The sequence below is a fragment of the Acinetobacter sp. N1-1 genome, assembly GCF_056711485.1.
Genome location: NZ_JBWXUO010000012.1, coordinates 1,240,108 through 1,255,687, shown reverse-complemented (window position 1 = coordinate 1,255,687; position 15,580 = coordinate 1,240,108). Strand labels below are relative to the sequence as shown.

At 38.6% G+C, this 15,580-nt stretch carries 11 protein-coding genes; 1 reads left to right on the top strand and 10 read right to left on the bottom strand.

Going from position 1 to position 15,580, the window contains the following annotated elements:
- Positions 1–68 precede the first annotated feature (68 nt).
- From lpdA to sdhC, 7 genes are all read right to left on the bottom strand, one after another.
- Positions 69–1,502 (bottom strand): dihydrolipoyl dehydrogenase, encoded by a 1,434-nt coding sequence (gene lpdA, locus AC1MPL_RS06180; RefSeq protein WP_479764933.1) that lies wholly within the window; start codon positions 1,500–1,502, stop codon positions 69–71.
- 73 nt (positions 1,503–1,575) lie between these two features.
- Complete coding sequence (gene odhB, locus AC1MPL_RS06175; protein ID WP_479764932.1) at positions 1,576–2,796, bottom strand: 2-oxoglutarate dehydrogenase complex dihydrolipoyllysine-residue succinyltransferase; 1,221 nt, start codon at positions 2,794–2,796, stop codon at positions 1,576–1,578.
- Between the two features lie 17 nt (positions 2,797–2,813).
- Positions 2,814–5,636, bottom strand: coding sequence for a 2-oxoglutarate dehydrogenase E1 component (locus AC1MPL_RS06170; protein WP_479764931.1), 2,823 nt, complete (start codon positions 5,634–5,636; stop codon positions 2,814–2,816).
- 558 nt (positions 5,637–6,194) lie between these two features.
- Positions 6,195–6,905: a succinate dehydrogenase iron-sulfur subunit gene (locus AC1MPL_RS06165; protein WP_023272505.1), complete on the bottom strand. Its 711-nt coding sequence runs from the start codon at positions 6,903–6,905 to the stop codon at positions 6,195–6,197.
- Positions 6,906–6,918: 13 nt separating this feature from the next.
- A complete protein-coding gene (locus tag AC1MPL_RS06160) occupies positions 6,919–8,814 on the bottom strand; it encodes an FAD-dependent oxidoreductase (protein ID WP_479764930.1) in 1,896 nt (631 codons plus the stop codon).
- A 16-nt stretch (positions 8,815–8,830) separates the two neighbouring features.
- Positions 8,831–9,199 carry a succinate dehydrogenase, hydrophobic membrane anchor protein gene (gene sdhD, locus AC1MPL_RS06155; protein WP_479764929.1) on the bottom strand — a complete coding sequence of 123 codons (369 nt, stop codon included), beginning with the start codon at positions 9,197–9,199 and terminating at the stop codon, positions 8,831–8,833.
- On the bottom strand, positions 9,199–9,600 hold the full coding sequence (gene sdhC, locus AC1MPL_RS06150; RefSeq protein WP_479764928.1) for a succinate dehydrogenase, cytochrome b556 subunit: 402 nt from the start codon (positions 9,598–9,600) through the stop codon (positions 9,199–9,201). Before sdhC ends, sdhD begins: the two co-directional genes overlap by 1 nt.
- An 805-nt stretch (positions 9,601–10,405) precedes the next feature.
- Here sdhC and gltA point away from each other — a divergent pair.
- On the top strand, positions 10,406–11,680 hold the full coding sequence (gene gltA, locus AC1MPL_RS06145; protein WP_479764927.1) for a citrate synthase: 1,275 nt from the start codon (positions 10,406–10,408) through the stop codon (positions 11,678–11,680).
- 56 nt (positions 11,681–11,736) lie between these two features.
- Here gltA and ftn read toward each other — a convergent pair whose 3' ends face one another.
- The 3 genes from ftn to AC1MPL_RS06130 form a co-directional block, all read right to left on the bottom strand.
- Positions 11,737–12,201, bottom strand: a complete 465-nt coding sequence (gene ftn, locus AC1MPL_RS06140) for a heteropolymeric bacterioferritin subunit Ftn (RefSeq protein ID WP_023272510.1) — start codon at positions 12,199–12,201, stop codon at positions 11,737–11,739.
- 243 nt (positions 12,202–12,444) lie between these two features.
- Positions 12,445–14,493: an NAD-dependent DNA ligase LigA gene (ligA, locus tag AC1MPL_RS06135; RefSeq protein ID WP_479764926.1), complete on the bottom strand. Its 2,049-nt coding sequence runs from the start codon at positions 14,491–14,493 to the stop codon at positions 12,445–12,447.
- Between the two features lie 55 nt (positions 14,494–14,548).
- Entirely contained in the window at positions 14,549–15,580 is a 1,032-nt protein-coding gene (locus AC1MPL_RS06130) for a cell division protein ZipA C-terminal FtsZ-binding domain-containing protein (RefSeq protein WP_479764925.1), read from the bottom strand.

Genomic DNA, 15,580 nt, shown 5'->3' with positions numbered 1-15,580 from the left:
TTTTTTATCTATCTTTCGCACAAAAAAAGCAGCCTATATAAGACTGCTTTTCAAATCAAAAATATTCTTTATTTACGCTTACGTTGAATAGCATGAATAGCACGACCATCTACAGCAAGTGCAGCTTCATGAACAACTTCTGAGAATGTTGGATGACCAAATGTCATTAGCTGTAAGTCTTCCACTGAAGAAACAAACTCAAGTGCAATCATACCTTGATGAACAATATCAGATGCTGCAGGGCCAACAACATGCATACCAAGTAAACGATCTGTTTTTGCATCTGCAACAAATTTTACAAAACCTGCACTTTCACCTGCCGCAAGCGCGCGCCCATTTACAGCAAATGGAAATTGGCCTGCTTTAACATCATAACCTTGCTCTTTCGCAGCTTCTTCAGTTAAACCAACCCATGCAGCTTCAGGATGTGTATAAATTACACTAATAATTGTGTCATAGTTTACTTGCGCTGCATGACCATGCATACGCTCAACAGCCATTACGCCTTCTTCCATCGCTTTATGTGCAAGCATTGGACCACGTACAAGATCGCCAATTGCATATACACCCTCAACCGATGTTGCACAGTGATCATTAACTTCGACAAAACCGCGATCTGTAACTTTAACACCTGAATCTTCTGCAAGCAGACCTGCTGCATACGGCTTACGCCCTACACAAACAATAAGCTTATCAAATGTTTCAGTTTGCTCCTGACCATTTTGAGTATATTTAACAACAACTTCACGGTCATTAACTTCTGTACCAGCAACTTTTGCGCCAATACGAATATCTAGCCCCTGTTTTTTCAGAATTTTTTGATATTCTTTCGCCAATGCTTTATCTGCCATTGGTAAAAATGCATCCATTGCTTCAAAAACAATAACTTCTGCACCTAAACGACGCCAAACAGAACCTAATTCCAAGCCAATCACGCCAGCACCAATTACACCTAAACGCTTTGGTACTTCAGGAAAACTTAGCGCGCCTGTTGAATCTACAATTAAGTCTTGATCTACAGGAGCAACAGGAATATTTACAGGTACAGAACCTGAAGCTAAAATCACATACTTAGGCGATAAGATTTGGGTTTCACCTTCATGTGGAACAAATTCTACTTTTTTACCTGCAAGTAATTTACCCGTACCTTGTAGCCACTCAATATCATTACCTTTAAGTAATTGAGCAACACCACCTGTAAGTTGATCTACAACCTTATCTTTTCTAGCAAGTAATTTTGCAAGGTCAAGAGATACTTCACCTGTTGTAATCCCATGGTCTGCAAGTTCATGCTGTGTAGATTCAAAACGGTGCGACGAATCCAACAATGCTTTCGATGGAATACAGCCTACGTTTAAACACGTACCACCTAAAGATGGTTTACCATTGTGAATACGCTTCTCAATACATGCAACTTTAAAGCCGAGTTGTGCTGCACGAATTGCAGCCTCATAACCACCTGGGCCACCGCCAATCACAACAAGATCAAACTGTTGAGACATATTTATCTCCATAGACCACAATAAGTGGTTTAACTTATTGTGGTTTTATTACTATTCGTTTAAAAAATTAAAATTAAAGGTCAAGAATCAATTTTGCTGGCTCTTCTAAAAGCTCTTTCACTGTTACTAAAAACCCAACAGCTTCCTTACCATCAATCATACGGTGATCATAAGACAATGCAAGATACATCATTGGTAAAATAACCACTTGACCATTTACTGCCATAGGACGTTCTTGAATTTTATGCATACCTAAAATACCAGTTTGTGGCTGGTTTAGAATAGGTGTCGAAAGCAATGAACCAAATGTTCCACCATTGGTAATGGTAAATGTTCCACCTGTCATTTCATCAATTGATAGCTTACCATCTCGTGCTTTTTCAGCATAACCGCGAATACCTGATTCAACTTCAGCATAACTCAAACGGTCAGTATCACGAAGTACAGGAACAACTAAACCACGCTCAGATGAAACAGCAACACCAATATCATAATAACCATGATAAACAATATCATCGCCATCAATAGATGCATTTACAGCAGGATAGCGCTTCAATGCTTCCGTTACTGCTTTTACGAAGAAAGACATAAACCCTAAACGTGAACCATGACGCTTTTCAAACGCATCTTTATATTGCTTACGCATGTCCATGATTGGTTTCATGTTGACTTCATTAAATGTCGTTAACATTGCCGTTTGTTGTGTTGCAGACAGCAGTCTTTCAGCAACACGTTTTCTCAAGCGCGTCATTGGTACACGTTTTTCAATACGCTCGCCAACAGCCATACTTAACGGCGCTGTTGTAGGTGACACTACAGTAGCAGGCTTACTTTGATGATTTACAACATCTTCTTTTGTAATACGCCCGCCACGTCCTGTACCTTGTACTTCTGCTGCTGCAATTCCTGTTTCAGTTAATGCTTTACGTACTGAAGGTGCTTGATCCTGTATTTGTTCACGTTCAACAATAGCAGAAGCACCTGCCTCTGTTTGTGCTGTCGCAGCTTTTACAGTTTCTTTAACATCAGCAGATTGAGGTGCAGCCTGTGCAGCAGCACCCTCTTCAAACTGTGCAATCACTTCATTTGAAAGTACCGTGTCACCTTCATTTTTGACAATTGCAACCAAGCTACCATCTGCAGGAGCAACAACTTCAAGCACCACTTTATCTGTTTCAATATCACAAATAACTTCGTCACGTGATACAGTTTCACCTACTTTCTTATGCCATGTAGCTATTGTTCCATCTGCTACTGACTCTGGGAATACCGGTGCCTTAATTTCGGTTGCCATTATACTACTTCTCCTGATTATTCAGCTTCAAGCGCCAGCGCGTCAGAAATAAGCTGAGCTTGTTGTTTTGCATGCAAATATGGTGAACCACATGCAGGGGCTGCTGATGCTTCGCGTCCTGCAAAATGAAGTTTAATTTGTTTTCCAGCAGTCATGAAACCATCGAATAAACGCGGTGCAATAAAATGCCAAGCACCTTGGTTTTGTGGTTCTTCCTGACACCAAACCACATCTTTTGCGTTTGGATATAATTCAAGTACTTCCGCAAGGCGTTTTTCTGGGTATGGATATAACTGCTCTACGCGTACTACTGCAACATTGTCTAAGTTTTCTTCACGGCGTTTGTCTACAATATCATAGTAGACTTTACCACCACATAATACAACGCGACTCACATCAGACTTATTCAGTGCATCCACTTCATCAATGACCGTTTGGAATTGTCCTTGTGCAAGTTCTTCTAAACTAGATACCGCCTGTTTATGACGTAATAAAGATTTAGGTGACATCACAATCAGTGGTTTACGAATTGGACGAACAACTTGACGACGTAAAAGGTGGAAAATCTGTGCAGGTGTCGTTGGTGTAACCACTTGCATATTATCTTCTGCACACAACTGTAAAAAACGCTCTAAACGTGCAGATGAATGCTCAGGTCCTTGCCCCTCAAATCCATGTGGTAATAGCATAGCCAAACCACACACACGCTCCCATTTGGTCTCACCAGATGCAATAAACTGATCAATTACAACCTGTGCACAGTTAGCAAAATCACCAAACTGTGCCTCCCAAACAACCAATGCATGTGGTTGAGTCGTTGCATAGCCATACTCAAATGCAAGAACAGCTTCTTCAGAAAGCAAAGAATCCCAAAGTGCAAAACGTGGCTGATTTTCTTTAATATGGCAAAGCGGTAAATATTCAGAACCATCTTTTTGGTTATGTAGTTTTGCATGGCGATGTGAGAACGTACCACGTCCAACATCTTCACCACTAATACGTACAAGATAGCCATCATCTAAAATGGTTGCATATGCTAAAGTTTCCGCAGCACCCCAATTTAGTGGTGTTTCACCTGTTTGCATTTTTAAGCGTTCATCAATGACTTTCGATACTTGGCGCTGCATTTCAAACCCTTCAGGTAAGGTATGCATTCTACGTCCAAGCTCTTTTAAACGCTCAATATCAAAAGAAGTATCCCAGTTGTCTGTATAATCTAAACCAAGATAAGGCTTCCAGTCGACAAACATTTTTGTATTTGGCTCAAGTACAAGTGCATTTGCAACATGCTTACCCGCTTCCAAATCTGAGCGGTAATACTCAATCATCTTGTCCGCTTCATTACGGTCTAAGATTTGATCTTGTACCAGCTTATCTGCATATAATGTACGTGTCGTTGGTTTCTTACTAATGACTTTATACATCATTGGCTGAGTTGCAGATGGCTCATCTGCTTCATTATGACCACGACGACGATAACAGAATAAATCAATCACTACATCTTTACGGAATGTATGACGGAAGTCATGTGCAAGCTGAGAAATAAATACAACAGCTTCAGGGTCATCACCATTTACATGGAAAATTGGTGACTGAACCATTTTTGCAATGTCTGTACAATATTCAGTTGAACGCGCATCTTTAGGGTTAGATGTTGTAAAACCAACTTGGTTATTTACTACAATATGTACTGTACCACCCACCGTATAGCCACGTGTTTGTGACATTTGGAAGGTTTCCATATTTACACCTTGACCTGCAAATGCAGCATCACCATGTACAATAATTGGTAAAACATCATCACCGCCAATATCTTTACGACGTACTTGACGAGCTCTCACCGAGCCTTCAACCACAGGACCAACAATCTCTAAATGCGATGGGTTAAATGCCAATGCAAGATGGACTTCTCCCCCTGGCGTTACTACATTTGACGAAAAACCTTGATGATACTTTACATCACCAGAACCTTTTTTCGTCAATGACTTCCCTTCAAACTCGCCAAAGAGATCGGCAGGGTTTTTACCCATAATGTTGACTAAAAGGTTTAAACGCCCACGGTGAGGCATACCAATTACAACCTCTTTACATCCCACCGCACCTGCACGTTGAATAAGCTCATTAACCATAGGTATAAAAGACTCACCACCTTCCACACCAAAGCGCTTTGCACCAACAAACTTATTACCTAAATATTTTTCTAAACCTTCCGCAGCAGTCAAGCGCTCTAACACGTGCTTTTTCTGGCTTGCTGAAAAGTCAAACTGACCTTTTGCACCTTCTAAACGCTGTTGAATCCAACGCTTTTCAACAGTATTTACAATGTGCATATATTCAGCACCAATAGACTGACAGTAGGTTGCTTCCATCGCATCTACCATTTCGCCTAAAGTAGCATCACTTTTACCAATCGCCAGATTACCTGTATTAAAGACTGTATCTAAATCTGACTTCGTTAAGCCATGTGCTCCTAGCTCAAGATCTGGTACATCTTCACGAATTGCAATACCTAACGGGTCTAAATGTGCTTTTTGATGTCCACGATTACGATATGCAGCGATGAGTTGTAAAACACCAACTTGACGACGCTCGTGCTCTGTACTTACTGTACTTTGGCCAATTGGTTGCCCTCGCTTGGAGTTTCGACCGAGTAATAAAAATTGTTCACGCACAGTTCCATGTGGTTGATCGCCCTTGGGATATTTATCGAAATACTTACGCCAGTCTTCACTGACTGTAGATGGAGAAGTTAAGTACTGCTCATATAATTCTTCAATATATGCTGCACTATCAGCTGAAAGTTCAGTATCGAGACGCAATGCGTCAGCAACTTCTTGCATTTTTGGACCCATTTCCTTGTTGCAAAAACATTTACAGGCTACTCATGAGGCAACCCATGATCGATCGTGTCAATAATGTAAAAATACACTTATTATTATGCCCGACTAAAATAAAGTATGGAGAACACAACCCTCATATTAGATCAAATACTCACCTAACACGCTTAATGAGAAATTAATCTCATTCTGTAATTACACCACTTATTTATACGTTATATAAAATCGTGCAATTTTTACTAATCGACTTAGAAAAAATAAACCACTATTTAGCTTTTCTAAAGCGACTCAATCCTTGTGTACACTTTACTATTCTCTCACACTATATAGCATGGCTAAGATGGCTTTTTTCAATATTCTTGTTCGGAAATTCTATCACAGCTACTTTCGCTTTTTATGCCTTTTGTCATCAGGATTTCATGAATAAATAACTCATGATTATCACTATTTCTAATGTTGAGCCGACCACACTATTTTTTCAAGAAAAATACGCTATTCACGACCATTAAATTACATAAATAAAATAAAAGCGCACCAAAGTGCGCCCTTACTTACAACAGATTAACCCGCTTGATCTAGAAGCATATTACGAATATGACCAATCGCCTTTGTTGGGTTCAACCCCTTAGGACAAACAGAAACACAGTTCATAATTCCCTTACAACGGAATAAGCTGAATGGATCATCTAAACGTGCTAAACGGTCAGCAGTCGCTGTATCACGAGAATCGATAATAAAACGATACGCATTAAGCAATGCTGATGGCCCTAAGAATTTATCTGGATTCCACCAAAATGAAGGGCAAGATGTCGAACAGCATGCACATAAAATACATTCGTATAGACCATTCAAATGCTCACGCTCTTCTGGCGTTTGTAAGCGTTCTTTTGGTGGTGCAGGTTGATTGTTAATTAAAAATGGTTGAATCTTGTCATACTGATCATAAAACTGATTCATGTCTACAACAAGATCTTTAATTACAGGCAGACCTGGAAGCGGACGAATAACTATTTTTTTTGGCAAATCATTTAAATTTTGCAAACAAGCCAGACCATTTTTACCATTAATATTCACGCCATCCGAGCCACAAATACCTTCACGACAAGAACGTCTAAATGTTAATGTTTCATCTTGAACTTTTAAAGCCAACAACGCATCTAGTAACATTCGATGCTTGTCTGTAAGCTCTAACTTAAAAGTTTGCATGTACGGCGCTTTATCCTTATCAGGATCATAGCGGTAGATTTCGAAAATACGGGTTCCCCTACTCATTTCTATCTCCCAATTAGAATGTACGTGGCTTCGGTTGAATGGCATCAACAGTTAACGGCGAATACCGTACTGGCTTGTACTCTAAATGGTTATCTGCGGCATACCAAAGTGTATGCTTCATCCATTCATCATCACGACGTCCGTAAGAGTACGTTGGATGGTCTGCAGGTAATTCATAGTCTACAACCGTATGTGCTCCACGACATTCTTTACGTGCTGCCGCAGAAATAAGCGTTGCTTTTGCAACTTCATACAGATTTTCAACTTCTAATGCTTCAATACGTGCAGTATTAAATACTTTAGATTTATCTTTTAAATGAATATTTCGAACACGTGGTTCAAGTGCCAAGATCTCTTTTACACCCTTATCGAGTAATGCTTGAGTACGGAACACCCCAGCATGATCTTGTACAATGTCACGAATTGCATCAGCAACATCTTGTGCATTTTCACCTGATGCAGAACTATCCAACTTATTTACACGTGCCAGTGTTTTTTCTAAAACATTGGTTGGCAACGGCGTGTATTCATCTCCATGATGTTTGGTCACATAATCAATGATATGCTCGCCTGCTGCTTTACCAAATACAACTAAATCGAGTAAAGAATTTGTACCCAAACGGTTTGCACCATGTACAGATACACATGAGCACTCGCCAATTGCATATAAACCTTTTACAGGTTGGGTAAAGTTACGCTGACTATTACTTTCATATTTATCTTCAGCAACATCATAACCTGCTTCAAGTGAGGCATCTTTTTCACCAACAGGAATAACAACCTGACCGTGAATATTGGTCGGAATACCACCCATTTGATAATGAATAGTTGGAACAACAGGAATTGGCTCTTTTGTAATATCTACGTTTGCAAACTTTTTACCAATTTCAAAAACTGATGGCAAACGCTTCATAATCGTATCTGCCCCCAAATGCGTCATATCTAACAAGATATAATCGCCTTTTGGCCCACATCCACGACCTTCTTTAATTTCTTGGTCCATAGAGCGCGATACAAAGTCACGTGGTGCAAGGTCTTTTAGTGTTGGTGCATAGCGCTCCATAAATGGTTCGCCATCTTTATTTCTTAAAATAGCACCTTCACCACGACAACCTTCCGTCAGAAGTACACCTGCGCCAGCAACACCTGTTGGATGGAACTGCCAGAATTCCATATCTTGTAACGGAATTCCTGCACGTGCAGCCATACCCAAACCATCACCTGTATTAATATAGGCATTGGTCGATGCACGGTATACACGACCTGCGCCACCCGTTGCAAACAATGTCGCTTTCGCTTGGAATACCGCAATATCACCCGTTTCTTGATCGTAGGCAGTAACACCAAGAACATCACCCTCTTCATTACGAATCAGATCAAGTGCAATCCATTCTACAAAAAACTGTGTACCCATTTTTACATTGCTTTGATATAGCGTATGCAATAAAGCATGCCCTGTACGGTCTGCTGCCGCACATGCACGTGGCACAGCTTTTTCACCATAATTTGCAGAGTGACCACCAAATGGACGCTGATAAATCGTACCATCATTATTACGGTCAAATGGCATACCCATATGTTCAAGTTCATAAACTACTTTAGGTGCTTCACGACACATAAATTCGATAGCATCTTGGTCACCCAACCAATCTGAACCTTTTACTGTGTCATAAAAATGATAATGCCAATTATCTTCTTGCATATTTCCAAGCGATGCACCAATACCGCCTTGAGCAGCAACAGTATGCGAACGTGTTGGAAAAACTTTTGTAAGTACAGCAACTTTCAAACCTGCTTGAGCAAGTTGATACGCCGCTCTCATACCCGAACCACCACCACCAACGATGACAGCATCAAATGTTAAATTTTGAATATTAGAATAATTTTCTTTGGGAGTAATTGCGCCCATGATGATGTCTTCCTATCTATCGGTTTGCCCAAAAAATTTGGATACCCCAAATTGCATAAACGAATACAGCAATAATGACTGCTGTCGTCAGAACCAAGCGCAAACCCGATGCAGATGGCCCCATGTGACGTGTAGTAACATAGTCTGTAAAGACTTGCCACATACCAATCCACCCATGAGCAACTAAAGAAAGAATCGCAAGTAATGAGAAAACCTTCATTGGAAGCATCATCATAAAGCCAGACCACTGCTCATAGCTAAAACCGCTATGAAGCAATATCCATCCAAATACAATGACAGTATATGCCGCTAATACGATTGCGCTTATACGTTGAATAAACCAATCGCGAGAGCCTGAACCTGTTAAACCTGTAGCACTTTTCATTAGATTACAATCCATATAAACGCTGCGATTATCCCAATCACAGACAAGCCCAATGAAACTGTAGCTGCCACTCGACCACTCTGTAGTTCCTCATTAAATCCGAGATCTGCAAACAAGTGCTTAACTCCCATAATAAAATGGTAAATCAAGCCTGCAACAAAAGCCCAGACAATAAGGCGTACGAAGAAACTTCCAAAAATTTGTTCTTTCACATAAGTAAAGCCTTCAGGAGAAGACAATGACTTATCCAATATCCATAAAAGTACTGGAACCAACAAGAATACGATTACACCTGACAAACGGTGTAGGATTGATGCAATAGCCACGGGAGAGCGTAAATTAACCGCTAACACCTGTCCCATGGACAAATTGACAGGTCTGTTGCTTTTCACAGCGGGCATCCTGTAAGTAAAAACTCCTTCTGGAGTTTGTTAGATTAATTCAAAGGAAAGCTAGCATATTATTCAGGCATCATGCCTAAATTTTTTTCTACGTATTGGAATTATAGAACGGGTCTTGACAAATTTCAAACAAGCAATCTGATCTAAAAACAAACTATTTTATTTAAATAATAATCATTTATAAAATCACAAATAAGATAATTTTCAAATTTAAAGCGTCAAAAATCAATGATCTATTCTTATTTTTAAAATCTTTTATTTTCTCATATTTTGATATATCACGTGAATTTATTGACTTTTTTGCATATTTATTTTTTTTGCATTAAATTTATTCACCCTTTTTAAATAAGGTTAGCCTTTGTTTTAATTCACCTTATCTGATAAATATGATCATTTAATGAAATTGAGTGTATTTTTTTTAATCTTTTTCTTGACAAAAAATACCATCCTTACAAAAAAGTTTTACTAAATATTTCTAAACCAAAACCCTTTATTTATCTACATTCTCAAGCCTTTGCAGTTTAAAAAAACATCTATTTATGTCTAGTTTTGGCATTTTTTCTATTATGCTTAACACACAAAAGACTATATTTTTCCCCTTATATTGCTGTACATTGAAAGGAATAAGGACAAGATATGTTTATTTTGCATACAATATTAAAAATAAAAGTTTAATTTTTATCCAAATATCGGATGCAAACTGTAAATGCACAGGTAGTGATTACAAGCAACTCTATCCAGCACAAGCAAGATAAAGCAGCTAAACACATATCAAATTACATTCACCAGGACAGGAGATCTATGAATGTCTGAAGCAAATGGTAAGAAAGCCACACTCAAACTGAATGGAAAAGAAATTGAACTTCCAATTTACAGTGGAACATTAGGCCCAGACGTTATTGATGTTAAAGATGTCCTTGCATCAGGACACTTTACTTTTGATCCTGGCTTCATGGCAACAGCATCATGTGAATCAAAAATTACTTATATTGATGGCAATGCAGGTATCTTATTACATCGTGGCTATCCTATTGATCAGTTAGCAACAAAAACAGATTATCTAGAAACTTGTTATTTATTATTAAATGGCGAACTACCAACAGCCGAACAGAAAAAAGAGTTTGATAGCCAAGTTCGTAACCACACAATGGTTCATGACCAAGTTAGCCGTTTCTTCAATGGTTTCCGTCGTGATGCACATCCAATGGCAATTATGGTTGGTGTCGTTGGTGCACTTTCTGCGTTTTACCATAACAACTTAGATTTAGATGATGTAAACCATCGCGAAATTACAGCAATTCGTTTAATCGCAAAAGTGCCAACGCTCGCAGCTTGGAGCTATAAATATACAGTGGGTCAGCCATTTATTTATCCTCGCAATGACTTAGATTATGCAGAAAACTTTTTGCATATGATGTTTGCAACGCCTGCGGACCGTGACTATAAAGTAGACCCTATTCTTGCTAGAGCAATGGATCGTATCTTTACACTACACGCAGATCATGAACAAAATGCCTCTACATCTACAGTACGCTTAGCTGGCTCTACAGGTGCAAACCCTTACGCATGTATTTCCGCAGGAATTGCAGCACTTTGGGGACCTGCACATGGTGGTGCCAATGAAGCTGTACTCAAAATGCTTGATGAAATTGGTTCAGTTGAAAATGTTGCGCCATTCATGGAAAAAGTAAAGACCAAAGAAGTCAAACTCATGGGCTTTGGTCATCGTGTTTATAAAAACTTTGACCCTCGCGCTAAAGTAATGAAAGAAACGTGTGATGAGGTTCTTGGTGCATTAGGTATTAATGACCCTCAGCTTGAACTTGCAATGGAACTTGAACGTATTGCACTATCAGACGAATACTTCATTAAACGTAACTTATATCCAAACGTAGACTTTTATTCAGGAATTATTTTAAAAGCAATTGGTATTCCAACATCAATGTTCACTGTAATCTTTGCACTTGCACGTACTATTGGTTGGATTACACACTGGTTAGAAATGCAATCTACTCCTCATAAAATTGGTCGTCCACGCCAGCTTTATACAGGTGAAAAACAACGAAATATCGACCGCTAATCAAATTTACAAATATAAAAAAGCTGCCAATTGGCAGCTTTTTTATAGTCTTACTTTTACATTTGAGATTGGATATAATTTTGCTCGCCAATTAATTCTACAAGGCGAATTTGTTTTTCTAACCAATATGTATGGTCTTCTTCTGTATCAGATAATTGCTGGCGCAACATATCACGACTCACGTAGTCGCCATGCGTTTCACAAAGTGCAATACCTTGAACGAGTTTTTCACGTACATGATATTCAAGTGCCAAATCTGCTTTTAAGCAAGAGATCACATCTGTACCTACATCAATATCATCACGTCCCATATCTGGCGTACCACCTAGGAACAATACACGGCGGATAATATCATCTGCGTGAGATGCTTCTTCTTCCATTTCATGGTTAATGCGTTCGTAGATCTTACTTAAACCCCAATCTTCATACATACGAGAGTGAATTAAGTACTGATCTCTAGCAGCCAACTCACCGCCAATAAGCATATTTAAATAATCTATAACCTCTGGATTGCCACGCATATGAATTCTCCTAATTTAATGGCTATATTATGCTTATTTTTTATTACACTTGCAAAACAAAATAATTTATAAGTTACTGATTTTTATAAAATTAAAATGAGAAGCATACGCATTTGCAATTAAAAAAACATTTTCCTATTAAAAAATAACCCCTTAACAAATATCAAGGAGTTATTTATATTTAAAAACGGTTTAGTCAGACAATGATCTTTTTTGTAACCAATAAAAATGCTTCTTATTCATTTACTCTATCGGTTGTTGTCCATAACCTGCCATCAATGTTAAAAACTCAGTTTCAGATAAAATCTGAATACCTAAGTTTTGTGCTTTATCTAATTTAGAGCCCGCTTTTTCACCAGCAACAAGACATTTTGTTTTACCAGATACACTACCACTTACACGTGCACCTAAGGCTTGCAACATTTGAGTTGCTTGGTCACGGTTCAACTGCATCAATGTACCTGTAAGTACCCAACTTTCACCATTTAAAGGCTGTGTAGTCGATGCACTTGGTGCATCCCAATGAATACCACTTTCAAGAAGTTTATCTATCACTTCTATATTGTGTTCCGCCTGAAAAAAGTCAGCAATCCATTCTGCTGTAATATCACCGACATCTGGTGTCTTTTTCAGTGCTTCACTATCTGCTTTACGCAAGGCTTCTAATGTTGTAAATGTATTTGCAAGCATACGTGCAGTTGTTTCGCCCACACCACGAATTCCTAAAGCATATATAAAGCGTGCTAATGTCGTCTTTTTACTGGCTTCAATCGCATTAAATAAGTTCTGAACGGACTTTTCACCCATTTTTTCAATACTTAAAAGCGTTTCTTTATGCTTATTTAGATGATAAATATCAGATACATCTTTCAAAAGTTCCAAATGTAAAAGAGATTCAACCCAACGATCACCTAGCCCTTCAATATCCATTGCTTTTCTAGACACGAAGTGACGTATAGCCTCTATACGTTGTGCAGCACAATAAAGCCCACCTGAACAACGCGCAAGAGCCTCGCCTTCAGGCATCACAACAGGTGATGCACAAACAGGACAGCTTTTAGGAAGCATGGTTTCTGGCAAATCATCTACACGCAACTCTTGCCATACTTTCTCAACTTTAGGAATCACATCTCCTGTTCTGTATACGCTAATTGTATCGCCAATACGTACATCAAGACGGTGAACTTCACCAATATTATGCAATGTTACATTAGAAACGGTCACACCACCGACTAAAACAGGTGCTAAACGAGCAACAGGAGTTAAAGCACCTGTTCTACCTACTTGCCAGTCAATCCCTTCAACTTTAGTAAGTGCAGCAACAGCAGGAAATTTATAAGCTGTTGCCCATCGTGGCTCTCTACTCAAAAAACCAAGTTGTTTTTGTTGTTTTAAGTTATCTACCTTAATCACCATACCATCAATTTCAACAGCTAGAATCTCTCGCTCTAGTTGAATTTGCTCATATTTTTCTTGAACTTCTTGAATAGACTGACAAAGAAACTGACGTTCTGCTATTTCAAAACCAAGTTGAGTCAACCATTGTAAACTATCGTGCATCGTTTCTAAGTCATTTGCAGGTTCACACTGCGCAATACCATATGCATAAAATGCAAGTGGTCGAGAAGCTGCAATATTCGGGTCTAACTGTCTTAGACTTCCTGCTGCTGCATTACGAGGGTTCGCAAAGGTCTTTTCACCTTTTGCTTCATTTATTTTATTTAGTTTTTCAAAGCCAGATTTAGGTATTAATACCTCGCCACGCACCTCTAGTAAGGCAGGTGGTTGAAACATATCACTATGTAGTATTTTAGGTAAATTACGAATCGTTTTTACATTTTGTGTAATCTCTTCGCCTGTTTCACCATCACCACGTGTTACCCCTTTTACCAACACGCCATGTTCATACCATAAAGAAATAGCAAGACCATCTAGCTTTAATTCTACATCATAATTTACATACTGATTTGGCAACCTTTCTTCGATACGGCGTGCAAAGGCAAATAAATCTTCGCGATTAAACACATTCCCCAATGACAACATTGGTACAGCATGTTCTACACTATTAAACTTACTCAGTGCTTCACCACCTACGCGTTGTGTCGGTGTGTCATTTTGCACATAGTCTGGATATTGTTGCTCTAAATCTTTCAACTGGTGAAATAGCTGATCATATTCGTTGTCTGAAATTGTTGGTTCATCCATGACATAATAAGCATGATTATGTTTTGCCAACAATTGAATAAGCTGTCGCATACGACTTACAATTTGTTTTTTATCTATATTCACCATAAAAACCACCATATAAAAAAGGCGGAGAAAATCCGCCTTTTATTTTTAAATTAGATTAGGCCGATGCTGTCGGTTTAAAGTCGATAACCTGACGGCGCCAATACTCTTTCAACTGCATAGACAACTCATCATTATTTTCATCAAATACTTTTCCATCAATTTCACGTGCAATTAAGCCTGCTGTACTTACCATCGTATCAAAACCTTCTTGCGCATATGTATTGGGTAACGCTAAGAAAAATGCCAAGCCATTCACTTGCTCAGTAGATAAAGTTTCTAAGTCAAAACCAACTGGACCTTCATCCGAAATTTTTAGTACAGAGAACATCAATGGTGCTACTTTTGCTTGATCACCTTGTGCATCATTTAAATTTTTATAGCGATGAAAGCAAGATAACTCTCCAAAACGTAATCCATATTTAAGCAGTATTTTTAAAGTTTTATCACCAGACAATATACAACGTGGACCCGGATAAACATTTAGACTAATAATATGCTGTGCATTTGCCAATGAGCATTCATCATCGTAGCGTTGCTGCTCATTGAGGTGCATATCCAAAATAGAGCTCTCTTCATCAAACTCTTTAATTTCTGCTTTTTCAATATCTTTGTTTAAGTGATAAACCGCTTCTTTTTTCGGCTTCTCTTCTGGCTGTTTTTCTGTAGCAGATTGAACAGCATCAGCCTTTTGAGCATTAGTTTCTTGTTTATCTTCAACACTCGAAGTTGCATCTTTCAGCTCAGGTGCTTTTACATCAGCATTTTGGGTAACATCTTCTAGTTTTTTATTTGGTTCTTCAGCAGAATTCTGCGTATCTTTAGTTTCTGCAATTGTTTCAGCCTTCTGCTCAGTAGCTTTTTCTTTCACCACTTTAGCTGATTTTTTTTCTGGTGTTTGACCAAATTCAATCATGTTCAACTGCTGTCTAACAAATCTCGGTAAAACTGGCTGATTTGTTTCAGGATTAATATGTAGCTCAGCGTCTAGCGATGGTACAAATTCTCTTGGTTTTCTTAACAGTATATACAATGCAAAGATAATAATACCTACTGCAATGACAATACCAATAATTGTTGTTGTTTCCAT

What these genes read in the sequence shown, in the direction of transcription:
- lpdA (WP_479764933.1), bottom strand. Translation starts at nt 1,502, where the DNA reads ATGTCTCAACAGTTTGATCTTGTTGTGATTGGCGGTGGCCCAGGTGGT.
- odhB (WP_479764932.1), bottom strand. Translation starts at nt 2,796, where the DNA reads ATGGCAACCGAAATTAAGGCACCGGTATTCCCAGAGTCAGTAGCAGAT.
- AC1MPL_RS06170 (WP_479764931.1), bottom strand. Translation starts at nt 5,636, where the DNA reads ATGCAAGAAGTTGCTGACGCATTGCGTCTCGATACTGAACTTTCAGCT.
- AC1MPL_RS06165 (WP_023272505.1), bottom strand. Translation starts at nt 6,905, where the DNA reads ATGAGTAGGGGAACCCGTATTTTCGAAATCTACCGCTATGATCCTGAT.
- AC1MPL_RS06160 (WP_479764930.1), bottom strand. Translation starts at nt 8,814, where the DNA reads ATGGGCGCAATTACTCCCAAAGAAAATTATTCTAATATTCAAAATTTA.
- sdhD (WP_479764929.1), bottom strand. Translation starts at nt 9,199, where the DNA reads ATGAAAAGTGCTACAGGTTTAACAGGTTCAGGCTCTCGCGATTGGTTT.
- sdhC (WP_479764928.1), bottom strand. Translation starts at nt 9,600, where the DNA reads ATGCCCGCTGTGAAAAGCAACAGACCTGTCAATTTGTCCATGGGACAG.
- gltA (WP_479764927.1), top strand. Translation starts at nt 10,406, where the DNA reads ATGTCTGAAGCAAATGGTAAGAAAGCCACACTCAAACTGAATGGAAAA.
- ftn (WP_023272510.1), bottom strand. Translation starts at nt 12,201, where the DNA reads ATGCGTGGCAATCCAGAGGTTATAGATTATTTAAATATGCTTATTGGC.
- ligA (WP_479764926.1), bottom strand. Translation starts at nt 14,493, where the DNA reads ATGGTGAATATAGATAAAAAACAAATTGTAAGTCGTATGCGACAGCTT.
- AC1MPL_RS06130 (WP_479764925.1), bottom strand. Translation starts at nt 15,580, where the DNA reads ATGGAAACAACAACAATTATTGGTATTGTCATTGCAGTAGGTATTATT.